This is a genomic window from Sporosarcina ureae (assembly GCF_029267015.1).
In the GTDB taxonomy this organism is placed as follows: Bacteria; Bacillota; Bacilli; order Bacillales_A; family Planococcaceae; genus Sporosarcina; species Sporosarcina ureae_D.
In genome coordinates this window covers 85,331-109,608 of record NZ_JARIEA010000059.1, presented here as the reverse complement: position 1 = coordinate 109,608, position 24,278 = coordinate 85,331, and the positions used below count along the sequence as shown (strand labels likewise).

Annotated in this window: 25 protein-coding genes; 20 read left to right on the top strand and 5 right to left on the bottom strand. The window is 40.6% G+C overall.

The window, feature by feature from the left end; translation table 11 throughout:
• Positions 1-24: 24 nt before the first annotated feature.
• Positions 25-705 carry a peptidylprolyl isomerase gene (locus tag Q7P97_RS09475; protein WP_303968955.1) on the top strand — a complete coding sequence of 227 codons (681 nt, stop codon included), beginning with the start codon at positions 25-27 and terminating at the stop codon, positions 703-705.
• A 117-nt stretch (positions 706-822) separates the two neighbouring features.
• On the opposite strand, the gene Q7P97_RS09470 is transcribed toward Q7P97_RS09475, so the two are convergent.
• Complete coding sequence (locus tag Q7P97_RS09470; RefSeq protein ID WP_303968954.1) at positions 823-1,611, bottom strand: DUF817 domain-containing protein; 789 nt, start codon at positions 1,609-1,611, stop codon at positions 823-825.
• A gap of 120 nt (positions 1,612-1,731) precedes the next feature.
• Between Q7P97_RS09470 and Q7P97_RS09465 the strand changes: the two genes are divergently transcribed.
• Positions 1,732-2,508 (top strand): TatD family hydrolase, encoded by a 777-nt coding sequence (locus Q7P97_RS09465; RefSeq protein WP_303968953.1) that lies wholly within the window; start codon positions 1,732-1,734, stop codon positions 2,506-2,508.
• Positions 2,509-2,559: 51 nt separating this feature from the next.
• Here the strand turns inward: Q7P97_RS09465 and Q7P97_RS09460 are convergent, their stop codons facing one another.
• Entirely contained in the window at positions 2,560-3,048 is a 489-nt protein-coding gene (locus Q7P97_RS09460) for a hypothetical protein (protein WP_303968952.1), read from the bottom strand.
• A gap of 338 nt (positions 3,049-3,386) precedes the next feature.
• On the opposite strand from Q7P97_RS09460, the gene isdC reads away from it, so the two are divergent.
• From isdC to Q7P97_RS09415, 9 genes are all read left to right on the top strand, one after another.
• A complete protein-coding gene (gene isdC / locus Q7P97_RS09455; RefSeq protein WP_303968951.1) occupies positions 3,387-4,040 on the top strand; it encodes a heme uptake protein IsdC in 654 nt (217 codons plus the stop codon).
• A 2-nt stretch (positions 4,041-4,042) separates the two neighbouring features.
• A complete protein-coding gene (locus tag Q7P97_RS09450; RefSeq protein ID WP_303968950.1) occupies positions 4,043-5,473 on the top strand; it encodes an NEAT domain-containing protein in 1,431 nt (476 codons plus the stop codon).
• Positions 5,474-5,563: 90 nt separating this feature from the next.
• A complete protein-coding gene (locus Q7P97_RS09445; RefSeq protein WP_303968949.1) occupies positions 5,564-6,778 on the top strand; it encodes an NEAT domain-containing protein in 1,215 nt (404 codons plus the stop codon).
• Positions 6,779-6,826: 48 nt separating this feature from the next.
• Complete coding sequence (isdE, locus tag Q7P97_RS09440; protein WP_303968991.1) at positions 6,827-7,705, top strand: heme ABC transporter substrate-binding protein IsdE; 879 nt, start codon at positions 6,827-6,829, stop codon at positions 7,703-7,705.
• A 33-nt stretch (positions 7,706-7,738) separates the two neighbouring features.
• The gene (locus tag Q7P97_RS09435) at positions 7,739-8,704 is read left to right on the top strand and encodes a FecCD family ABC transporter permease (RefSeq protein WP_303968948.1); all 966 of its coding nucleotides are present in this window, start codon (positions 7,739-7,741) and stop codon (positions 8,702-8,704) included.
• Positions 8,705-8,710: 6 nt separating this feature from the next.
• Positions 8,711-9,481 (top strand): ABC transporter ATP-binding protein, encoded by a 771-nt coding sequence (locus tag Q7P97_RS09430; RefSeq protein WP_303968947.1) that lies wholly within the window; start codon positions 8,711-8,713, stop codon positions 9,479-9,481.
• Positions 9,482-9,492: 11 nt separating this feature from the next.
• Positions 9,493-10,269, top strand: a complete 777-nt coding sequence (srtB, locus tag Q7P97_RS09425; RefSeq protein ID WP_303968946.1) for a class B sortase — start codon at positions 9,493-9,495, stop codon at positions 10,267-10,269.
• Between the two features lie 110 nt (positions 10,270-10,379).
• Positions 10,380-11,000, top strand: a complete 621-nt coding sequence (locus Q7P97_RS09420) for an NUDIX hydrolase (protein ID WP_303968945.1) — start codon at positions 10,380-10,382, stop codon at positions 10,998-11,000.
• A 19-nt stretch (positions 11,001-11,019) separates the two neighbouring features.
• Positions 11,020-11,766 carry an alpha/beta hydrolase gene (locus Q7P97_RS09415; RefSeq protein WP_303968944.1) on the top strand — a complete coding sequence of 249 codons (747 nt, stop codon included), beginning with the start codon at positions 11,020-11,022 and terminating at the stop codon, positions 11,764-11,766.
• 126 nt (positions 11,767-11,892) lie between these two features.
• Here Q7P97_RS09415 and Q7P97_RS09410 read toward each other — a convergent pair whose 3' ends face one another.
• On the bottom strand, positions 11,893-12,315 hold the full coding sequence (locus tag Q7P97_RS09410) for an organic hydroperoxide resistance protein (RefSeq protein ID WP_303968943.1): 423 nt from the start codon (positions 12,313-12,315) through the stop codon (positions 11,893-11,895).
• Positions 12,316-12,478: 163 nt separating this feature from the next.
• Here Q7P97_RS09410 and Q7P97_RS09405 point away from each other — a divergent pair, with 163 nt between their 5' ends.
• On the top strand, positions 12,479-13,672 hold the full coding sequence (locus Q7P97_RS09405) for a DUF4317 domain-containing protein (RefSeq protein ID WP_303968942.1): 1,194 nt from the start codon (positions 12,479-12,481) through the stop codon (positions 13,670-13,672).
• 248 nt (positions 13,673-13,920) lie between these two features.
• Complete coding sequence (locus Q7P97_RS09400; protein ID WP_303968941.1) at positions 13,921-15,432, top strand: malate:quinone oxidoreductase; 1,512 nt, start codon at positions 13,921-13,923, stop codon at positions 15,430-15,432.
• Between the two features lie 149 nt (positions 15,433-15,581).
• Here Q7P97_RS09400 and Q7P97_RS09395 read toward each other — a convergent pair whose 3' ends face one another.
• On the bottom strand, positions 15,582-16,118 hold the full coding sequence (locus Q7P97_RS09395; RefSeq protein WP_303968940.1) for an ECF transporter S component: 537 nt from the start codon (positions 16,116-16,118) through the stop codon (positions 15,582-15,584).
• A gap of 175 nt (positions 16,119-16,293) precedes the next feature.
• Between Q7P97_RS09395 and Q7P97_RS09390 the strand changes: the two genes are divergently transcribed.
• The 6 genes from Q7P97_RS09390 (at position 16,294) to Q7P97_RS09365 (ending at position 22,825) form a co-directional block, all read left to right on the top strand.
• Entirely contained in the window at positions 16,294-17,004 is a 711-nt protein-coding gene (locus Q7P97_RS09390) for a polysaccharide deacetylase family protein (RefSeq protein WP_303968939.1), read from the top strand.
• Positions 17,005-17,233: 229 nt separating this feature from the next.
• Positions 17,234-18,754, top strand: a complete 1,521-nt coding sequence (locus Q7P97_RS09385) for a phytoene desaturase family protein (protein ID WP_303968938.1) — start codon at positions 17,234-17,236, stop codon at positions 18,752-18,754.
• A 13-nt stretch (positions 18,755-18,767) separates the two neighbouring features.
• Positions 18,768-19,631, top strand: coding sequence for a phytoene/squalene synthase family protein (locus Q7P97_RS09380; protein WP_303968937.1), 864 nt, complete (start codon positions 18,768-18,770; stop codon positions 19,629-19,631).
• An 18-nt stretch (positions 19,632-19,649) separates the two neighbouring features.
• Positions 19,650-21,158, top strand: coding sequence for a phytoene desaturase family protein (locus tag Q7P97_RS09375; RefSeq protein ID WP_303968936.1), 1,509 nt, complete (start codon positions 19,650-19,652; stop codon positions 21,156-21,158).
• Positions 21,159-21,185: 27 nt separating this feature from the next.
• Entirely contained in the window at positions 21,186-22,304 is a 1,119-nt protein-coding gene (locus Q7P97_RS09370; RefSeq protein ID WP_303968935.1) for a glycosyltransferase family 2 protein, read from the top strand.
• A gap of 38 nt (positions 22,305-22,342) precedes the next feature.
• A complete protein-coding gene (locus tag Q7P97_RS09365; protein WP_303968934.1) occupies positions 22,343-22,825 on the top strand; it encodes a glycosyl-4,4'-diaponeurosporenoate acyltransferase CrtO family protein in 483 nt (160 codons plus the stop codon).
• Between the two features lie 105 nt (positions 22,826-22,930).
• Here Q7P97_RS09365 and Q7P97_RS09360 read toward each other — a convergent pair whose 3' ends face one another.
• On the bottom strand, positions 22,931-23,716 hold the full coding sequence (locus Q7P97_RS09360; protein ID WP_303968933.1) for a TspO-related membrane protein: 786 nt from the start codon (positions 23,714-23,716) through the stop codon (positions 22,931-22,933).
• Positions 23,717-23,868: 152 nt separating this feature from the next.
• On the opposite strand from Q7P97_RS09360, the gene Q7P97_RS09355 reads away from it, so the two are divergent.
• Positions 23,869-24,261 (top strand): (deoxy)nucleoside triphosphate pyrophosphohydrolase, encoded by a 393-nt coding sequence (locus Q7P97_RS09355; RefSeq protein WP_303968932.1) that lies wholly within the window; start codon positions 23,869-23,871, stop codon positions 24,259-24,261.
• Positions 24,262-24,278 lie beyond the last annotated feature (17 nt).

The following is a 24,278-nucleotide window of genomic DNA, read 5'->3' as shown; positions in this document are numbered from 1 at the left end:
AAAAGTTAGGAGTGTTGGAGAAATATGTTCAAGCGTAACAAAGCATTGTACTTTATGATGAGTGTACTGGCATTGGCCATTCTTTTAGTAGGTTGTGGAAAAGCGACTGAAGAAGAACCAGCAGAAACAACTACTGAGACGCCGACAGAAGAACCTAAAGAAGCGGTAGATTACTCGGCAGATGTAAAAGAAAATCCAGTTGTAACCATTACAATGGAAAATGACGAACAAATCGTCTTGGAATTAGAGCCGACTGTTGCACCGAATTCAGTAGCAAACTTCATTTCGTTAATTGAAGACGGCTACTATGATGGGTTGATCTTCCATCGCGTCATTCCAGGTTTCATGATCCAAGGTGGCGACTCTTCGGGTGACGGAACAGGCGGACCTGGTTACTCTATTGATGGAGAATTCACTTCGAACGGCTTTGAAAATAATATGAAGCATGAGCGCGGTGTCTTGTCGATGGCTCGTGCACAGGACCCGAATTCCGCAGGTTCGCAATTCTTTATCATGACAGATGAAACGGCTTCTCTGGATGGCGAGTATGCAGCTTTTGGTAAAGTAATTGAAGGCATGGAAACAGTAGATGCTATCGTGGCTAATGAAACAGACGCTATGGATAAGCCTGTTGAAGAGCAAAAGATGAAGACGGTTGAAGTAGATACGAAAGGCTTCGATTATCCTAAACCAACTACACATTAATACGGAATGAAAAACGCAGTAGCCCATCATATAGGGCTATTGCGTTTTTACTAGTTATGACGTCTATATTTCCCGGGAAATCAATACGACATATGATTCACAGTACAAGAAAATGAGCTACTCTTTTTTAATTTGCTTTAACGTAGCGACGATAAGAAAGCTAACAATGACCAGTAACAACCAAGAACTTAATTTTCCAATTCCAACTAGATGCCACGTCTCACTCTGGTTTGGATAGGTCCATGCACCAAAGAAAGTAGCAATGTTTTCAGCAATCCAAACAAAAAATCCTATAAGAACAAATGAAAGAGCTAACGGCATTCGATACGATATATTGTTTACCCGATAGCGTACCGACGCTCGCCAGAAAATGATGAGCACGAGTATGGACAACCACCAACGCATATCAATCCAATAGTGGTGAGTGAAGAAATTTCCGTAGATGGCAATGGATAGCGGAACGACTGTGTAGAAGGGAGGCCATTGAATGAGTTGTACATCAAGTCGACGCCAGGCCTGACACAAATAACTTGCTACACTCGCATACATAAAGCCACTGTATAAGGGGACATCTAAAATTTTGAAATACCCTTCCTCGGGGTAAGACCATGAACCCATATGTACTTTGAAGATCTCCAAAGTAAGACCGATTATATGAAAGAGCGTAATTACTTTAAGTTCGTCCCGGGTTTCAAGACCCGAACGTAGCATCCACCACTGAGTGGCTATAAAAATAACAAGCAACCAATCATACCTTGGCAGGAATGGCAGAGAGATAATTTGTGTTAGTGCAAGTGAAGTGAAGATTATGACAGGGAAGATACAAGAAAGTGCTTGTTGCCAGCCAAACGTACTAAGTTGTTTTATAGCATGTACGACTCCTGTTTGTATACGGTGCGAATTCATAAACCACCACCTGCTTTTCTTAATGTAAATTAGTAGGACGCAGATATAATAGACAAAGTTCATTTACAGGTAGACGTTTCACGTGGAACATAGTAAATCAAAGCGGGAGGGGGATGGGTCTTGAGAAGATATGTAATCGATGCACATATTCATATGGATATGTATGAAAAAGATCACCAAAGTAAGATTTTGAGTGAGTTGGAACGAAATGATGTAACGGCACTAGTTTCGGTCTCGAATAATCTAGAGTCTTCTGTACGACAACTAAACCTTGCAAAAGCAGATGATAGAATCAAACCAGCAATTGGTTATCACCCCGAACAAGCTTTGCCGACGGAACAAGAAGTTTTATCTATTTTACGACTAATTGATGATCATGCAGAAAGTCTAACGGCTATTGGAGAAGTGGGGTTGCCTTATTACTTGAGACGAGAACGGCCGGGCTTGGATTTAGCTCCTTACGTACATTTGTTAGAGTGTTTTATACGTAAGGCAGGACAACTTGATTTACCAATCGCTTTACATGCGGTGTACGAAGATGCGGAAATAGTGTGTGAGTTACTGGAAAAGTACTCAGTTTCACGCGCCCACTTCCACTGGTTCAAAGGAGAAGATCGTGTTTTGCATCGTCTTGTTTCAAATGGCTATATGATTTCAGTAACGCCTGAAGTGGTATATAGACCAAAGATCCAACAATTAGTAGAAAGTGTTCCACTCAGTCAATTGATGGTAGAAACTGATGGCCCTTGGCCCTTTGAGCAGATGTTCAAAGATACGTTAACGCACCCCTCTATGGTCCATGAGAGTATGAAGAGCATAGCAGCCATTAAAGGGGTCGGTCTAGAAGAAGTCTATGAAGAAATATATTCTAGAACACAAGAATTTTATAGACTATAAAACAGAGATACGTCGCTATGACGTATCTCTGTTTTTCAATAGCTTTAATCTTCATGTACAAATTACAATAATTTTATGTGGTGTAGTTTGTGCAGGTATGCTTCTCGTTGCCGAACTGTACAGCACAATCAAATTCCGGTCGGCTATATTTCCTGTGAAATACTGACCATTTGTAGAAAGTATTTCAGTTTGAGGGGATAGATTTAGCTGAAGTGTTCCATCGCTACTTTGTAAGCGACGATTGAAGGAGTCTACTTTAACATTTTCTCGTTTAGAATCCTTTGACATAACTATGGCTCTAAATTGAGGAGGATAGATCATAGGAGTGGCGGCGTCCGCATCATAAAATCCTGTAACGCGATCACCAACAAGAATTTTCACTTGATGAACGAAATAAGTTGTTGGTTCTACTACAAAGTTAACAACGTTTCCGCGACCATTATCGACTGTCATTAGCATGTAGCAACCTGAGTCGTTGTTTTGCCCGGTGTAAAAATCATTTATTACCATTACGACACCGCTAAAAGATTCAAGATTCATTGTAAAACTCCTTTCATTCTCAACTCGTATCTATCTAGACTATGCAAAGCCTTCTAGTTCGTGACTGATTAAAAAGGCTGAAATATAAATTGAAAAAATTTTCCAAAATATGATTGACAAAGAGGTCAATAAAAGATATATTAAATGATAACTGTTCTCATTTATCTCTTAAAATCGTCACATAATCGTCATAAAACAATAGGCGTTTGAGTGCCTTCCTTTCATGTATGAGGCTATTTATGAGATACTTTAGAAGTAGAAGTCTATCCGACAATTGGCAATCAATTATTGGATTTATGTAGCATGAAAAATGACAAGTGAGAGGAGATTATGTACAAGTGAAAAAAACATTTTTGTACTTTTTAGTTGTAAGTTTTTTCGTGCTGACAGTTGGCTTGCCACAAGCATCCGCTAAAATAGCAGACGGTACCCAGCAATTAAACTATCAAGTAAACCAGCCAGACAGCTCTAATGCATCTATTGCTAATGATTACTTTCAAAAGCCAGCACTCGTCACCGTAACGAATGGTTCTGCCATCGTACAGCTTACTCTTAAGAATAGCTCATGGATTACGAAGTTTGAGCCAGCGGGCGGTGCAGAAGTAGTCAATGAAGACCTTAAAGCCGATACAAGAGTTGTAGAGTTTAGTGTAAGTGACATTTCTAAACCAGTGAAGATTCCTATGAAAGTAGATGTTGAGGATATCAATTATCACCACGAGTATACAGTTGATCTGGTGTTTGAAGAAAAAGCTGCCGTGACACCACCAGCTGTAAAACCTCCTGCAACAAATACGACGCCACCAAGTACGAACACGAATACGAATACCAATACGAGCTCAGGTACTATAACGAAAAAGCCTACTACAAAAGAGCCAGTAAAGAATCCACAAACTAGTGATTCAACGCCGTACCTATTAATCTTTGTATTAGCAGGTTCTGCATTTTTATTGTATAGAACTAGATTCCAAAGAAAACAGGGGGAACAGTAATTATGACGAAAAAAACATCATCTCGCGCAACGAAAGTAGTACTTGCTTCATTATTAGCAGCTTCTATCGCTATTCCAACAGCAGCATCCGCTAACCCGATCAGCACAAGCGATCAAGCAGTGTCGGCTTTGAAACAGACAATTGCTGTCGATCAAGTAGTTGACTTTCATGTTTATAAATCAGGTACAACTACACCAGAACCTGCAATCAGCAGTCACCTTGTTCCACAAGGTACGTTGGTAGAAAAAGATGGAGTAACATATGCGAAGGTAACGGTTGCAGTTAAATCAGCTCCTATGATTGCAGGCTTTCAAACGAAACAAGGAGAAGAGTTTGCTGATGCAACGGAAGTTAAAAATACGGACGGCACAACGACTTATACTTTCCCAGTAGTAGCGGATGAAATACATTCAGCCAAAATCCATGTTGTATACGCACCTGCTAACATGGACAAGTGGTATCCATTCGATTTCAAAGCAACAGTCGCGAAAGCAGACACAGATGCAGAAACAATTAGTAAAGTAAACGTAAAAGTTTACAAAGATGGAACAAAAGAAGAGTCTATCATGAAGGATTACATGTCCTCGACAGCTTCCGTAAAGAAAGTATCCGATGGTAATGAAGTAACTCTTACTTTCCCTAAAGGCGGTTACATCCACGGATTCAAAATTGCTGGCAAGGAAATTCCAATTGCAACAGATGACAAATCAACAGGGGCACGCACATATACATTTAAAGTAGCAGACCTAACAAAGTTAGTGAATGCTGACCTTCACGTAATTGTAAATGAAGGACCTGTTAAGTATGATGCAAACCATAAAGTACAACTGGACTTCACTAATGAAGTGAAACCAAACCCAACACCAATCGTAAATCCATTTAAAGATATTGACAAAGACGGCAACAAAGAAGCAATCCTTGCGTTGCTTGATAAAGGGATTGTAAAAAGCGCGGATAAGTTCAATCCACGTAACAACATCACACGTTCACAGTTTGCATTAATGGTAGCTCGTGCGTTAAATCTCGACACAACTAAAGATGTTGGATTTAAAGACTTAGGTAAAATCACAGATAAAGAGCGCATCAGCGCAATCAATGCTCTAGCAGAAGCAGGCATTGTACAAACGAATGAAAAGTTCAACCCGAATAACACATTGACTCGCCAGCAAGGTGCTTTGATGCTGTACCGTGCAATTCAATTTGCAGAAGGTAAAGAAATCAAAAAAGGAGATACAACTCTTCCGTTCTATGCAGATGGAAAAGTCATTACAGATCCTGAAGCGAAGCAAGCATTTGCATTGTTATACGCAGAAAAAATTATGACAGGCGCAAAACAACCGAATGGTAAAGTTTTGATCAACTCTGGCGATTCTCTACAACGTACACAAATGGCTAAAATTCTAAACGGTTCATTGAACTTCATGAAAAAATAAGAGTAAATACAGCTACTTCCTTTCGCTTTTTTACATGCGGAAGGAAGTTCCTGTCGTTTTACATGATATGTAAAGGAGTGTACGTTTGAAATGAAAAGAATTGTGTGGTTGCCTCTACTTTTGCTACTCATCTCAGCGTGGCTTCCTTTTCATTCTGTAAATGCAAATGAAAGCAAAACTAACGCAACAGATGTCTATCAAGTTGAACTAAATTTTCTATCACATGAAGCAGAGGATACAGATGTCTTATTTACTAAGCAGGCTACGTTAACTGTTAAGGAAGATCGCTATACGTTATCGATTTCAGCGAAAAATGATCACATCCTAACGCATATCACTGCCATGCAGCAAGGGAACAAAATGAGTACCCGACTGAATAGAGCAGAAAATTTAGTTCAGTTTGATATAAAGGATGTACAACAAAAGATTGAACTAGCAGGAACGTATAGATTAGCGAAAGAACATGCACAGCAAACATTTTCTTCTGAACTCCTCATCGAGCAACAGTCATTGCCAGCGTTTGATCAAAGCCAACCGATACAGTCAATTCAGGCAGGTGACGATACGATACACTATCAACTGCTGTTAGCTGGAAAATTGTCTGCAATGTATGACTATGTCAATCCAGTAATTCGTATCATTGAACGTGATCATCGATACTATTCACAGTTGGAGATTCTTCATCCTAGCAAGGTCAAGGGATTTACTGTGGAGCAGCAAGGAAACTTAGTGGAACCTAAAATAGTATCGCAAACCGATACACGTATTGTGCAGTTTGAAGTAGAAGACTTCCAGAAGGGGATACGCGTTTGGATGAAAGCGGAGAACCCTGTTAGTTCGCATGTAGAAGAAGAGTTTTTACAAATTGTTTTCAACCAGCAACAAACAGCGAAGTTTCTACGTAAGGAAGCTTCAAATAGTAAAGCTGTTTCTTCATTGACTAAGCGAGTAGAGCAACCTGCAAAATCTACTACTGCAGAGAAACCATCTAACGTTACGAAAAAAGATGAAAAGTTGGATAAGTCATCCGAAGAAAAGCAGCCAGTACAGACAGACGTACCCCCTCTTCTGACGGAAGAAAAACTGGAGTTTGATCGTACAGTGGACGATGCGAAGAAACAACCAGATCAAGTCGTTGCACAAGTAGCAAGTGAACCTGAAGAGGTAGCCATGAACGAGGAGACCGATCAGACAATACCGTTTGATATGTTGAAAATCGGTGTATTATTGTCATTGTGTATGCTGTCGGGTATTTTATTTTTACGCAGGCTGACAAAGAAAAACAGCGTAATAAGTGATAAATAACGAGTGGAGGATTACATTGTGCAAAAAAAATGGAAATATATACTGCTGATGTTGGCAATCATGACAGCAGCGATTATCGCAGGATGCGGTAATGATAAAGAAGAAAAGGCTGTTTCAGCAGATGACGCAGTGAAGAGTGAAACAGAAAAAACAAGTGATCAGCGAATTATTGCCGGTACTGTCGTTATTGCAGAAATTCTCGACAAGTTAGACATAGACGCTATCGCTATTCCTGAATCTGAAAAACAAATGGCAAGCCGTTTCGAGGGACTTCCTACCATTGGTAATGCCATGACGCCTGATATGGAAATCGTGAAATCTTTGGACACGACAGATTTCTTATCTGTTTCTACATTGGAATATGATCTTGAAGATGGGTTTGAGCAATTGAATATACCCGCCACATTTTTGAACTTTCAAAGTATCGATTCGATGATGGAGGAAATCCAAGGTCTTGGAGTGCGTTATGGTCGTACAGCACAAGCAGATAAATTAGTAGGGGATCTAGAGAAGAAAATTGAAGCAGCGGAAGTTGTGGCTGCGAACCGTAAAGGGCCGAGTGTTTTGATCTTACTCGGTATTCCAGGTAGTTATTTAGTAGCTACAGAAAATTCCTACGCAGGTGACTTAGTGAAACGTGCAGGGGGAACGAATGTAATGGCAGGGCAGGATCCTGAATACTTATCGTCCAATACGGAGTATCTTCATAATAGTAATCCAGACATTATCTTGCGTCTATCACACGGCATGCCGGATGAGGTCGTGGAAATGTTCAACGAAGAGTTTCAAACAAATGATGTATGGAAACATTTCGATGCTGTGAAAAATGGTAAAGTGTATGATTTAGAAGAAGAGTTATTCGGTACAACGGCTTCATTGCAAGTACCTGAGGCATTAAGTGAGCTAATGAAGATATTCTATCGATAACTCGATGAATTTCGTTTGAAAAGGAAGTCCGTCATGAAAAAAAGAATAACTAGTTATATAATCGTATCCCTGTTGCTTGTCGTAACTATCGTGTATTCAGCTACGACAGGCAGCATCAAAATGGGATTCTTTGAATTTTTTGGTGCACTCTTTGAACAAGGTAACAGTCAGATGGAAGCGATTCGTGATTTGCGATTTCCGCGCATGATTGTCGCAATATTTGCAGGGGCGGCATTGTCGGTATCGGGTGTCTTGCTACAGTCTGTCATGCGTAACCCGTTGGCGGATGCAGGGATTATCGGAATATCTTCCGGTGCGGCATTTGTACAGTTATTCATTATTTCATTCTTCCCGGCGCTCTTTTTCATGACGCCTTTATTTGCATTTATGGGCGGTGCATTCGCTTGTTTTCTAGTGTTTGCTCTATCGTGGAAATCAGGTCTTAGCCCGTTAAAATTAATTTTAGTTGGAATTGCGATCAATGCTATGTTCACAGGTCTCACTGAAGCTTTCATCAGCTTTGGTGGTTCATTAAACGTCTCAGCTTCCAGTGTCATCGGTTCAAACTTGACGATGCGTACATGGAGTGATGTCTCGACGATTGCGACGTATGGAACGATCGGATTGGTGCTAGCTTTTGCATTATACAGCTGGTGTAACTTATTGGTGTTGCAAGATAAGACAGCAAAAAGTATTGGCTTCCATGTCGCCCGTGCCCGTTTAATTATAGCGGCAGTAGCAGTATTATTGGCAGCGATATCGGTTGTAGTGGCAGGTGTGATTTCATTTGTTGGATTACTTGTGCCACATATTGCCCGTAGGTTAGTAGGGTATGATCACAAAGTGCTCATACCGTTCACTGCACTTTTGGGGGCGTTGATTATTCTACTTGCAGATACACTAGGGCGCACAATAGTAGCGCCGCTTGAAATACCCGCCTCAACGCTGATGGCGATTATCGGTGGACCGTTCTTAATATTCTTACTGCGAAAAGAGTGACTTGTTATGGAAATGAAGCGCATTGTTGTATCGCATGATAATATAACGAATCATTTGGATGACGTTTCTACGTCTATTTCTAAAGGGAAAGTTACAACGATTATCGGCCCGAATGGTTGTGGAAAATCGACATTACTCAGCGTTCTATCGAGAAGCAATATGCCGAAGTCGGGCACAACTTCACTCGAGAATCGTGACTTGGTGATGTTTAAGCCGAAAGAATTCGCAAAAAAACTAGCTATTGTGTATCAGCAGAATGACGTGCCAAAAGACTTGACGATTGAAAAATTGGTCAGCTTTGGCCGGTTACCTCATAAAACATTATTGCAGCGAAATCAGCAAGAAGATCAAAACGCTATAGATTGGGCATTGTCCGTCACGAATCTGACAGACAAGCGGCATAAAGACTTAGAAGCATTATCTGGCGGAGAGCGTCAACGTGTATGGATTGCCATGGCACTTGCACAACAATCGGAAATACTATGCTTAGATGAGCCGACCACCTATTTGGATATTTATTATCAGATTGAATTATTGGAGCTCGTAAAATCACTAAATGAAGACTATGGATTGACGATTGTCATGGTATTGCATGATATCAATCAGGCAATTCGATATAGCGATGAAATTATTATGATGAAGAATGGTCGTATTATTGCAGAAGGTCCACCGCGTGAGGTCATTACAAAGGATGTCATTAAAGAAGTGTATGGAGTCAATGCCGTATTCAAGGAAGATGACGAATTAGGCCTTTACATGATGTCCCTTGGCATTTAGGAGGGAAGCTGATGAAGAAACGTCTGTCGAAACTGTTGCCTTTCGTTTATTTGGCAGTCTTTCTCTACTCAGGCTATTTACTCGTACAGTATTTGTACACTTACGTGGAATCAGCCAGTTCGTTAAAAGATACGCAACAAATATATGAGACAGCCCTTGAAGATACAAAGCAACTAGCTGTAGCAGAAGAAACGTCACAAGAACATTCGTTAGGTGAGTATTCAATGCGTAGGCAATTTGAAAAATTGTATAAAGTGAACGAGGATATTGTCGGATGGGTGTCTGTGGAAGGTACCAAGTTACATAACCCCATACTGCAAGCTGAAGACAATGACTATTACTTAAATCGAAACTTTACTCGAGAAAGTAGCCGTGCGGGAAGTGTCTTTATGGATTTTCGTAATGATATCCAAGACATGAGTCAAAACACGGTACTCTATGGCCATGCAATGAGAAATGATACGATGTTCGGTAGCTTGAAAAAATTCGGTGAACAAGACTATGCAGATGAACACCCTATTATTTATGTCGATACGTTATATGATGGCTATGATATTGAAGTCTTCGCAGCCTATGAAACGACGATTGATTTTTATTATATTGAAACAGATTTTCAGACGAATGAAGAATTCAGTGAGTTTTTAGGAGAAGTTGCAGCACGGTCGCTAATCGATATGCCTGTTGAAGTCGGACCAGAAGATCGAATCGTCACGCTGTCTACGTGTAATAACTCTGTGAATAGTAAAGATAAACGATATGTAGTGCAAGGAAAACTCGTGAAGCGCTGACATACATTGATAATATGAAGAGTTGCTCTTAACGAGTAGCTCTTTTTAATTTCTTTAAGGATTCGTCTGATAATGATACGATAGATGAAAACAATGAGGTGGGGGACTTCATGGACTTAGAGCAACTACAAAATAAATTATTCGAGAACAAATCCTTGTTCATTGGGGAAGAGACAGCATTCCGTTCAGCCGTTATTATTCCGTTAGTAGAAGCGGAAGGAGAATGGCATGTGCTATTTGAAGTGCGTTCTTTCACGATGAGAAAGCAACCGGGTGACATTAGCTTTCCGGGCGGCAAAATAGATATAACAGATGCATCACCCATGGAAGCGGCTTTACGAGAGACACAGGAAGAGCTCGGAATTAATCCGAAGACGGTGCAAGTACTAGGAGAGTTAAGTCCATATATAGCATCGCCTTCATTCGTTGTCTATCCGTTTGTGGCAGTGGTTGATTACAATGAAATTATTCGTAGCTATAATAAAGACGAAGTGGAAGAAGTGTTTGCGATTCCACTGGACTGGTTGATAGAACATGAGCCCTATATGCATACAGTAGCAGTCGAAACAGCACCACCGGATAATTTCCCATTCGAAAAGATCATGAACGGGAATCAATATAAATTTAGAAGCCATTCACTTGAAGAATGGTTTTATGAGTATGGTAATTATACCGTTTGGGGTTTGACGGCTAGAGTGTTAAAGCATTTCATCGAGATCATGAAGAAATAAACTGGAATGAGGATCGAGTATGAAACAAAAGAAGTCGTGGAAATTTAAGTTATTTATTGGACTCGCTATTTTGCTATTGATCATTGCGGTTGGTTTCTTCGCGTTTGCTAGCTTTTATTATAAAGCGCAGTCTTACGCAGAAGATAATTTGCAATCAGATTCGGAAGTAACAGTCAAAAATGAAAAAGAGTTGGTGTTTGAACCGACTTTGAATAAAAAGAATATCGGTTTTATTTTTTATCAAGGTGCAAAAGTAGAGGCAGAAGCCTACGCTCCGATGGCAAAAGAGCTGGCAAAAGAAGGTTATACTGTGGTCATTCCTCACTTGCCGTTGAAAATGGCCATCTTTTCACCTGATCGAGCGGATAAAGTAATACGCAAGCATCCTGAAATTACTACATGGGCGATTGGTGGGCATTCTTTAGGCGGTGTCACGGCATCTGACTATGCATTACGGCATGATAAGATTGCTACGCTAGTGTTGTTGGCTTCTTATCCTGGGAGTCACACCGATTTGAGTGAAACGTCGGTGGATGTTTTGTCGATTTGGGCGAGTCGTGATGAAGTGGCAGATGCGAAGGCTATTAAATCGGCGAAGGCTAGTATGCCTAGTGGTGCGAAGTTCTTGGAGATAAAGGGCGGTAATCATGCAGGGTTTGGTGATTACGGCGAGCAGAAGGGTGACGGCAAGGCTACTATATCGAATGAAGAGCAGATGACTCAGACGACTACTGCTATTTTGGAGTTACTTGATACATTGAAGTAAGTTAGTAGGGCATATTCAGTAGCGGGCTTAACGACGTTACATCCTGAACTATTTTAAAAAGCTGTCCCGGAAATCGTAATCACGACTTCTGGGACAGCTCTATCTAGTGTTTATACAATTTTGCAATCAGGCTACTGTTAATGTAACGGCAATATTGTCTCTTGTAGCTTTAGAGTAAGGGCAGACTTGGTGTGCTTTTTCTACTAGTTCTTCTAGTCGTGCTTTTTCGATGTCTGTACCTTTTACTTGTAGTTCTACTTCTAGTTTGAAGCCACCGTCCGATTCGTCTTTACACAGGCTAACGTTTGCCGTGACTTCGGAAGAGAATTTAACACGTTCTTTGCTTGCGACGAGTTGAAGTGCGCTGTCAAAACAAGCCGCGTAACCCGCAGCGAATAATTGCTCGGGGTTAGTAGAGTGCTCTAATTCTTTCGCTCGTTTTGTTCCAGGCATTGCCGTATCGAATTCAACTACTTGGTCGGAAGATGCAACATGACCTTCTCTTCCTCCGTTAGCAGTTGCTGTGGCTGTAAATAGTTTTTCTGACATGAAATCACTACTCCTTGTATAGATTTTTTAGTCTCACTCCTTTGTGTACCCGTTTTTTCGTTTTATATGTACCATTTATTTAATTTTTTCCAGATAAGTGTGGTAGCTTCATCCAACGTGTTGAATCAATTTATTTACATCAGTTAGGAAGTGGGGACGAAGAATGAATAAGAATGATATTGCAGACATTCGTAAACGATTTAAATTAGATACAGATCTTCTAACAATCACTGATATTTACCATGTGTATATTAGACAGGAAAGCAGTGAGATTTATCATGAGGAAAGCCAGGTCTTTGCTTTACTGGACCGTGAACAACAGGAATTATTCATGACGAACTTCAAGAAAGTACTTGGTGGTAAGCTAGGTATGAAGTTATTTGAAGTGAAGTTCGAACGTCAGGAAGAAGAGCATAATGAGGAACACGCGCAAAAGTTATTGTATGAAGGTTTGCAGGCAGAAGAAGTAGATAATTGGAAAAATGAGATGCAGCATTTGGCATTGAAGATGGTGAAAGACATTCAATATGAAAAAGATCTTGTCATCACATTTGTTCGTGGGAACTACTTTAAGAAGACTAAGCGTAACAGTGAAGAGACGGAAATTGATATGCGTGATGAAGTGTTTACGACACCGTTTATTCTATGCAGTATGAATCACACCGACTTGCCGAAGCGCTCTATCGTATTTGATTTCCAAGAGCGTGAATTTAAATCGAATACGATGCTCGACCCTATCATTAATCTAGCATCACCAATCGGCGGCTTTCTCTTCCCTTGCTTTACAGACAATTCAGCTGATGTAAACCATGTCTTGTATGCAGCGGGTAAAGCGAATAAGCCGGATTATGCCTTCATAGAGAATGTCTTGAATGGAGAAGAAGTAGTTACTGCCGCCGACGATAAAGCTGTTTTCGAGGAAATCGTTAAACAAGTAGTGGGTGGCGAAGTAGATACGGAAACGCTAGGAAATGTCTACGAGGCAATCTACAGGTTGACTGTAGTGGATGAAGAAGAGGAAGAACCGGAAGAGCCACCAGCAATTGATGCGAAGCAAGTAGAGCGTGTGTTGAAAATGAGCGGTGTCGACTACGTCAATACAGAAGCGGTAGAAACGGCTTTCCAGACTATAGTCGATAACACATCTTATGAAATGAAGGCGGCTCACATTGTCCCGAGCTATACATCGAAGTCAATCAAAATTGAAACCAAAGTGGCCAATATTTCAATCAGTCCACAAGACTTGAAATATGTGAAGCAGGTCAATTATGATGGCAAGCAATGTATTTTGATTGAAGTAGAAGAAGATACGATTATTGAAGGATTTAAAGTGATTTCAGAAGATCTATTAACATGAAATTTTTCATTTCTTAAATAAAAAGAAAATATAACAGAATTCTGACACTTTATTGTGATTATCTTCACAAACAAACAGACAAGTCTCTTTAAACCTCGTTATATTTGATGTATACTAGAAAAGATGGTAGTAGTTGTATGGTCAAACCAAGACAGAATAAAGTGCTCCTAGTACGCGCCATGTATGCTGTGACGCCTTATTTAGGAACATTTACGTTTCTGTAAATTTCACATATAAGGAAGGTCAAAATGAGTAATAGACAAACTAAATCAGATGTTATTTTAATTGGTGCCGGAATTATGAGTGCGACACTAGGAACGATGCTAAAGGAATTAGCACCAGACTGGAACATCTCTTTGTTCGAGAAACTGGATAGAGCAGGTGAAGAAAGCTCGCATGAGATGAATAATGCAGGAACAGGTCACGCAGCATTGTGTGAACTGAATTACACTTCTGAAAGACCGGATGGTACTGTAGATATTGCGAAAGCGGTTAAAGTAAACGAGCAATTCCAGCTTTCTATGCAGTTTTGGTCACATCTAGTAGAGAAAAAATTAATTAAAGATCCTGAGCAATTTATAATGCCACTGCCACACATGAGTCTTGTACAAGGTGAAGACAATGTGAAGTATTTGAAGAAGCGCTTTGAAGCTATGACAGCAAATCCACTATTCGAAGGAATGGAGTTTTCCGAAGATCCGGAGAAGTTGAAAGAGTGGATTCCATTAATCATGGAAGACCGTACTGTCAATGAAGCAATTGCTGCAACAAAAATTGATACAGGTACGGACGTAAACTTTGGTGCGTTAACTCGTATGTTAATCGAGCATATGCAAAAAGTGGGCGTTGAAGTGAACTATGGTCATCAAGTGGAAGACATCAAGCGTACAAGTGATGGCGAATGGGAATTAAAAATAAAGAATAATAAAGATGGAAAACTCGAATTCCACAAAACGAAATTTGTTTTCATTGGTGGCGGAGGCGGAAGTCTTCCATTGCTTCAGAAAACAGGTATTCCTGAAAGTAAGCATATTGGTGGATTCCCAATCAGTGGGGTCTTCATGGTTTGTAAAAACCCGGATGTTATTGCAAAGCATCATGCAAAAGTATACGGTAAAGCTAAAGTTGGTGCACCGCCAATGTCTGTTCCACACTTGGACACTCGCTATATAGATGGCGAAAAATCCTTGCTGTTCGGACCATTTGCAGGCTTCACACCGAAGTTCTTAAAAGAAGGTTCTATGATGGATCTAATTGGTTCTGTAAAACCTAATAACTTAACGACTATGCTAGCATGTGGTGCAAAGAATATGTCGTTGACTAAGTATTTGGTAGAACAAGTAGTACAAACAAAAGAACAACGTATCAATGAACTGCGTGAATTTATTCCAGACGCGAAGAGTGAAGATTGGGATTTATGGACGGCAGGACAGCGTGTACAAGTTATCAAGGACACTCCAGATAGCAAAGGTACGCTACAATTTGGTACGGAACTTGTAACAGATAAGGATGGCTCAATTGCAGCATTGCTAGGAGCTTCTCCGGGCGCATCTACTGCAGTAGCAGTTATGCTGGACCTTATTAACAAGTGCTTCCCTGAGCAAGTAAGCGACTGGGAGCCGAAGTTGAAGGAGATGATTCCTTCATTTGGTAAAGCATTAGCAGAGCATCCTGAATTATTGAAGGACATGCATGCATCTACTTCCAAAACATTGAAACTAACAGAGAATGAGCTGGAGAAAGAAGTAGTTCATAACTAATAGTTAGAATCACAAAACTCTACTACGATAGGATTCGTAGTAGAGTTTTTTAATGAATTAACTGTTATATACACTTAACCCGTTTAGTTCTAGAAAATGAATAGTAAGTATAAATAAACAGTACCCACTGCTTTTGCAGTGGGTACTGTTTATTTAAACATGGAGACCTTTTTTAACATAGCGCACACTGGGATGGCAATCGCTATTCCCACTGCACATTGCACTAGATCACCTGGTATGGAAGCAAGTGGGATGATTAAACTGTTGTAGAGGATACTTTCCCCTACGTAGTAGCCTGCAACAGTGAATGGTGTGGAAATCAGCATGGCGAGTAGGTTGAATTTGAAGCTTGTTCCTTTACGGCCGTTTGACCATGCAACTTTACCAACAATATACCCTTGCAAGCCACGTGTCAGGATAGTGATAGGTGCCCACAATGCCCAGCCACTGACAAGGTCGAATAAGCCCATTCCGATAGCTCCTGCGATCATTCCTTTTTTAGGTCCGAATAAAATAGAGACAATGAACAACATGGCAGTACCCAGGTGAATCAGTCCGCCGTTTCCAAGAGGGAGCTTAATATTAAGTAAAAGTGTAGCGACGAACACGAGTGATGCAAGCATAGACGTCAGTATTAAATCAAATGTCTTTGTTCGTTGCGTAGGATAACTTTGTGTTTTCTGCATGGTCTGTACCGTCCTCACGTATAAAAGTATTAGATTTAGAATAAAGGGAATCTGATACTTTAAAAAGAGTCAATACAAGATAAAGTTTAGTGGTCAGAATAGAATGGATACATAGTTATGATTTTGAATTACGAATAAATACACTCTATACTAAAGAAAAAGGAAGTGAGCTAGTATGAAAAAACAAAACATTGCTTGGATTGCAGGAGCAGCTGCACTTCTTCCTTTTGCCTATGGCATGGGAGCTACCGCCTTGATCCGGTCAGCAGGGTACCGAGTCATGAAACGTCTGCCAGAACGAAGGGGTATTGCTTTAACATTTGACGATGGACCTAATCCCGTTTACACGATACAACTGCTCGATTTACTTAAGCATCATCAAATCAAAGCAACATTCTTCGTAGTGGGCCAACATGTTCGAAATTATCCTGAGGTTGTCGAACGTATGCACAAAGAAGGTCATCAAATCGGTATTCATCACGACAACCATACATCTAGCTGGTTGCTAACGCCTTCTATGTTGTCACGAGAAGTTAAGGAAACCCATCGTACCATCTTCGATATTACAGGAGAAGCGCCAACAGTATACAGACCGCCATGGGGTTTTATGAACGCAGCAACATTATTCGTCACGAGACCTTATCAAATCGTCCTCTGGTCACACGTTTTCAAAGACTGGAAAATAAATAGTTGTGAGCAAGGACTACTAGAAGGCTTGCGTAACGTCCCAACTGACGGTTCGATCATCTTACTACACGACGACGGCACTAACCGAGGTGCCGATGACCGTGCACCAGCGCATATGTTGGACAAGCTCTCTATTTACTTAGATGAAGCTGTAGGAAAGGGTGTAGAATTTGTTTCTGTTAATAAGAGTGAATTGTAGTTGTTCTGTATAAATCCACAATAAATTACATGAAAAGGTCTCTAATCTTGCTATAGGATTAGAGGCTTTTTCACGTAATTTTAAAAATGCTAACTCTACTACTTGTGAAAATTCTTATAATAGTGTATAAACATTGTATAAGGTTTTATTGCGAAACATGTAATTATTCCATTGATTATACAACTTTGTACAACGTTTGTTTCATACTAGAAGTAGGGAGATGTAAAACATGAAGAAAAAGGTAAACGTAATTGGCGCGGGTGTAGCAGGACTCGCGAGTGCCATCCGACTTCAACATGCAGGTTATCAAGTAGAGCTATTTGAGAAGGAATCTATGGCTGGAGGTAAGATGCACCGTATTCAACAAGACGGCTATCAATTCGATTTAGGGCCTACTATTGTGATGATGCCCGATCTGTATAAAGAAATTTTTTATCTATGTGGAAAAGACCCCGACGACTATATTCCCATGGAACGTTTAGATCCAATGTATAGCGTATATTTTGGCGACAAACCACAGGATCACTATGAAATCTCCGCTGAACTATCAAAACTGATGGAAGTGTTCGAAGGGATAAGCGAAGACGACGCGGCTGGATTCCTAGAATACTTGCAAGTGATTTATAAGCGGTTCCTAGTAGCGAAAGAACATTTCTTGCAGAAGCCATTCCGTAAACCATCGGATTTCTATAACTTGTCTGTACTTAAACAAGGTTTGAAGCTGAAGACGTTTGACACAGCGGATGCGTTTATGAGCAAGTACATTAAAGATGAACGTCTAAAACAGATGATCAGTTTCCAAACATTATATATTGGGGTTTCTCCTTATAGTGGTCCGTCACTGTATACGATGATTCCGATGATCGAATTCCTCTATGGCGTCTGGTTTATTAAAGGCGGAATGTACACTATGGCATCGTCGCTTGAGCGTTTGTTCCTAGAGCTTGGAGGGAAAGTACATTACAACACACCGGTTGAAGAGATTGTCATTGAAAATAGAGAAGCAAAAGGTATCCAAGTTGCGGGTGAATTTATCAAATCCGATTATGTAATGTGCAATGCGGACTTTCCATACGCAATGAAAAATTTGGTGAAAGATGTACCTTCTAAAGGAAAATACACAGATAAGAAAATAGATAATATGAAATACTCTTGTTCATGCTTCTTGATGTATCTCGGAATGGATAAGAAATATGAAGAAGTAAAGACTGCACACAACTTTATCTTCAATGAGAAGTTGAGAGAAAACTTGGATGATATTTTTACTGGTAAGAAACTAGAAGAGGCATCTTTCTACGTTTATATTGGCTCCAAGTTGGATCCTTCATTGGCACCTGAAGGTAAAGATGGTTTGTATATTCTAGTACCTGTTTCCGATCGTTCATGTTCACAATACGACTGGGATGAAGAAACAATCCAGCATTATCGTCACTACGTTCTAGAAGCATTGAAGAAAGTAAAAGGCTTTGAAAACGTGGAAAATGAAATTGTATCTGAAAGCTTTATGACACCGAAAGACTTTGAAGAACGTTTCAACGCACAAAACGGAGCAACATTCGGTTTGCAGCCAACACTTAGCCAAAGTAATCATTTACGTCCACAAAGTAAAGCAACGCATTGTGAAAATTTATACTTTACAGGTAGTAGTACACATCCAGGTGCAGGGGTGCCGATTGTTCTTCTTTCCGCACGAATCGCGACAGAAGAACTCATGCATGATGATAGAGGTATATTATTCCAAGCAACTTGAGAGGAGAATTCATATGGTAATCGATCGATCATCGACTATAGCTTCTGACTATGCCTATTGTGAAAAAATCATCAAGCGTCATTCAAAGAGCTTTTATTACGCGTTCTCAAATCTACCAAAAGATAAAGCACGCGCAGTATATGCTATCTATGCCTTTTGCCGAACTGCAGACGATAGTGTAGATGAAAATAAAGCAAGCGGTTTACAACTTATTGCGTTGGATCGATTGACAGATGAACTCAATCATTTTGCAAAAGGCCAAGAAGTAGATCATCCATTATGGAGAGCTTTACGTGACGTATTCAATCGTTTCGATATGGACATACAACCGTTTTACGAACAACTGACAGGGCAACGCATGGATATTCATTTTATTAGCCCATCGAATCTCAGTTCATTGGAAACGTATAGTAAGTATGTAGCAGGTTCTGTAGGAAAAATGTTATTACCAATTATTGCAAGTAACGCTAAGACAGACTTGAATCGCGTGGCGGAAGATCTCGGTATTGCGATGCAATTAACAAATATCCTTCGTGATGTTGGTGAAGATTACCGAGATAAAGGTCGTATTTACTTGCCACAAGAGGAAATGGAGCGCTATAAGTATAGTGAAACTCTTTTGTTAGAAGGGCAAATCACAAAGAACTTTGTGGATATGTGGGAATATCTTGCGAAACGTGCGGAGAACTTATATGACAATTTCACGCAACATATTGGAGAATTCGATGAAGACAGTCGTTTTCCCGTATTGTCGTCAGCACATGTTTATCAAGGAATATTAAATAGTGTACGAAAAAGTGGATACGATTGTTTTAATCAGAAGAATTATGTGTCAGCGGTGGAAATGGCAAAGCTAGTTGCCCGTGCGAGCATGTAAGAAGGAGAGTGGCCCTATATGTTGGAAAACCAAAAACGCGTAGTGGTGATTGGTGGTGGCCTGGGTGGGCTGTCAGCTGCTATTTCATTAGCGCAACGTGATTATTCTGTAACCTTGTATGAACAAAACGATCATCTAGGTGGAAAATTAAATCGCTTGGAGCAAGATGGTTTCGGTTTCGATTTGGGCCCTTCCATTTTGACGATGCCGCATATTTTCGAAAAACTGTTTGAGGATAGTGGGAAGTGTATGTCAGATTACGTAAAAATACTTAGATTAGAGCGCGAATGGCGTTCTTTCTTCCCCGACGGTACAGTGCTCGATTTATATGGTGATTTACAAAAGATGGAGCAGATGAACCCACAGTTATCACATAAGGATATGAAAGATTATCAGAAGTTACTGAACTATTCTAAAGGTCTGTATGACATGACGGAAGCGGGCTACTTTAAAGAAGGACTGGACTCCACGAGTGAAGTGATTAAACATCACGGCGCACTCAAGTCGATTAAAGGCTTTGATCTGTTTTCTACTGTACACAGTGCAATTGACGAGCGTGTACGTAATCCGCATCTGCGCGATATGTTGTCGTACTTCATAAAATATGTTGGTTCTTCTCCTTATGACGCGCCAGCTATTCTGAATATGATGGTCTATATGCAGCATGCACAAGGTTGTTGGTATGTACCGGGCGGAATGCATCATTTAGCTAATGCACTTGTCCAATTGGCAGAAGAAGTTGGTGTCAAGCTACATACAGGGATAGGTGTGCGGAAAATGAAGACAGCAGGAAACCAAATTATTGGCGCTGAACTGGCTCACGGTGAAATAGTAGAGGCAGACTATTTCGTTTCCAACATGGAAGTAATTCCGTTCTATCAGAAGATGGTCGATAGTGAACCTAAGTTCACCAAAAAACTCGAGAAGAAGTTTGAACCATCCAGTTCAGGCTTGGTGCTTCATTTAGGCGTAAAAAAGAGCTATCCGCAACTTAATCATCACAACTTCTTCTTCTCTAAGAATCTTAAAAAGCAAATGGATAAAGTGTTTGTGAAGAAGCAATTACCTGATGACCCAACAATTTATCTTGTTAACACGAATAAAACAGATCCTTCACAAACGTTACCAGGTCACGAAAATCTGAAAATCTTACCACATATTCCATATATTCAAGATAACCCATTTACACCAGCGGATTATTTGAAGCTTGAAAATAATGTGCTGAAAAAGCTTGAGCGTATGGGGCTAGAAGGTTTACGTGAGAATATCGTGACACGTGATGTCTGGACGCCTCATGATATTGAACGCACATATGGCTCTCACCGTGGAGCGATTTATGGGACGGTATCGGATAAAAAAAAGAATAAAGGATTCAAACACAAGAAGCATAGTGAACGCTTTGATAACTTGTACTTTGTTGGCGGTACAGTCAATCCAGGTGGCGGTATGCCCATGGTGACGCTAAGTGGTCAACAAGTATGTGATAAGATCCTGACGCGTGATATGGTGAAACGGTCACGATCATAAAGGAATGATGCGGAGGAGGAGTTTGCGATGGATGTCTTATCGATCTTGCTACTGATAGCACTTGTCATAGCACTCCTTGGCTTGTTATGTGGCGTACTAGTTTTTTGGCGAGTACCTACCATTCAACATAAAGGTATTCCCACATCTTCTGTTTCCATTATCATTCCAGCAAGAAATGAAGAGTTTCGTCTGAAGCCGTTACTTGAATCCATTGTTCATCAGCAACACGTATCGTATGAAGTAATTGTGGTAGATGACGGCTCTACTGATGGAACAAGAGAGCTGGCGCGATCTTACGGTGCTACCGTAATTTCAAATGAATTGTTGGAAGAAGGTTGGATTGGAAAATCTGCTGCTTGTTGGGCGGGTTCATTGGTAGCTAACAATGAATTATTACTATTTATGGATGCAGATACGGTCTTTACACATCCAGACAGTTTGTCGAATTATATCGCATCATTTGAATCCATGGGGAGCCGTGGAATTTTGTCTTTACAGCCGGAACACTGTGCTGAGAAATGGTATGAGCAGTTGGCATTTCTGTTTCCACTCATTGTGATGGTGGGTATGAACGTCTTTACAGTTGCAGGAACTCGTTTGAAAGCCGGGGGTTCATTCGGGCCGTGCTTGTTATGTGATAAGATGCAGTATGAAGAGATTGGTGGACATGCTGTCGTACGTGGAGCCGTAATGGATGATTTGGCGCTGGGGAAGGCGTTTCAACAACATGATTTGCCTGTACGTTGCTATGGCGGTAAGGGAATAGCCTGGTTGCGTATGTACCCGGGAGGCTTATCCGACATGGTACAAGGCTATTCAAAAAGTATGGCAAGTGGTTCTGCGGCTACGCACCCACTCGTTATGGTATTGATCTATGCGTGGATGGCGGGTGCATCAGTTGCTGCTAGTATGCTACTTGCTTCAGGCTTTAGTTCGACAGGTTGGCTAGGGGTGTCTATTGGTTTATATATACTGTACGCAGTTGAATTAGCGGTCGCATCTAAACGTGTCGGTCGTTTTGTTTGGTGGATATTCCCGTTATATCCACTATTGTTGGTCGTCTTTATTTCTATATTTACGTACTCACTTTATCTATCAAAGCGAAAAGGTAGTGTACAATGGAAAGGGCGAAATATTAATGTATGAGGTAATGAGTTGAAGGAACCAATGAAGGGGGTGATGGGATGCCGCTGATCGAATTGCCACTGCATAGAATCATTCTTCTGGATGCAGTCGCGTGGATGATCTTTCATCTAACTATATCGGTGGCGGCGCAGCGAATTCCTATCAATTGGTTTGCGCGGAATGGACGCTTGTTTAAGAGTTTTTCTTGGGAACAGGAAGGACGAATTTGGCAACGGTTATTCCGCGTGAAGAAGTGGAAGGGGCATATTCCAGACGGTACGTTGTTCATTTCGAACGGATACAATAAAAGTCATTTGCATGGAGCGGATGATTCATCGCTTTATGACTTTCTTTTAGAATCAAGACGTGCGGAATGTGTACATTGGTTAACTATTTTGCCAGGATTTCTCTTCTTTTTCTGGAATCCAGTTTGGGCTGCTTGGCTTAATGTTGCCTATGCCGTACTGTTTAACGTGCCGTTGATCGTGGTGCAACGATTTAATCGTCCTCGATTGGAAAGGCTGTTGAATTCATCACGATAAGTTTTGTAGTAGAATGTATGTATTGGGTATTGTATGATAACACAACCTAATTGCACAACTATTTGACGCAAAGGAAAAGGCAATTGCCTGCTCCTTTGCGCTTTTTTATTTGCGTAACTTTTTCACAACGACGAATACAATGGTCAGTGCTATAAGCGCTAAGCAAATTATTATCGATAAAATAATCGTAGGATACTCTCCATTAAATCCACTCACTGCAGTGTGCTTCGAGTAAATACCGTAATATGCCCAAATCAATACAAGCGCATAGGCGATATCTTGTTGTCGGATAGTAGTCAGAATTCCGATAGCAGCTCCAACGAATAAAATGATAATCGTCCATGTGACTTCCAATATTCCGAATCCATCCCAATCAATTGAGACGAGAAGGGCGGTAATATTCGCGATCGTAGCAATCGTGATCCATCCGAAGTAGACACTGAATGGAAGTTTGACGAAAAATGCTTCTCTACGTGTCAGTGTTGCATTCAATGTGATGGTATTGATTTTGATGAGAGTTAGCAACATAAGCAACATCACGACAACGGAAAATGGTAAGTATTCATAATGCCATAGGAAAATCCATGAAGCATTTAACAAAGAAGAAATACAGAAGTAAATGCCTACTTGGCTTAGAAGTTGTGGATTCTTCGTCTTTTGGAACAGCCCCAACTGATAGACGACGTGGAATAATAATAGTAAATAGATCAAACTCCATATGGAAAATGTAAATCCTGCAGGTGCGAATAGATTTCCGTATTTATCTGACAGCTCGCCTGTTGTTTGTCCGTTCAGAGGTAGGATATTTGCGAGTGCATTGGCTGCAATCATGATAACATACGTAACAACAATCGCTACGCGCAATAATACGGATGTTTTTCCTCGTTTCATTTCTTCACCTCGTTTAGTTAGATTATATTATAGTAGTTGGTTAAGTATTCCTGTTTTCTAGCAGACTGAAACACTTTGAAGCTTCTTCATTTATTCCCAACTGGTGGTATAATGGATCCCAACTGGATATAGCAGAAATAGAGGTGGAAAAAATGAAGAAACAAGTACATGTCGTGGGAGCAGTAATTGAAAATGCGCAAGGAGAATTATTGGCTGCTCTTCGAAGTCCTGAGATGACATTGCCGAACTACTGGGAGTTTCCAGGCGGGAAGATAGAAACTGGTGAAACATGCCAGGAAGCGCTGCGCCGGGAGATTCAGGAAGAACTAGGTTGCGTGATTACGGTAGGAGAAGCAGTAGAAGACACTACATATGAATACGAAAAAGTGATTGTTCGTTTGGAAACATTCATGGCGAGCATTGTCGAAGGAAAGCCTGTGGCGGCAGAACATGCTGAATTACGCTGGGTAGTTAGAGATCAATTACATATGCTTGAATGGGCACCTGCGGATATACCAGCGATAGAAAAGCTGGCAAACCAATAGCTTTAGAAATGGGGTAG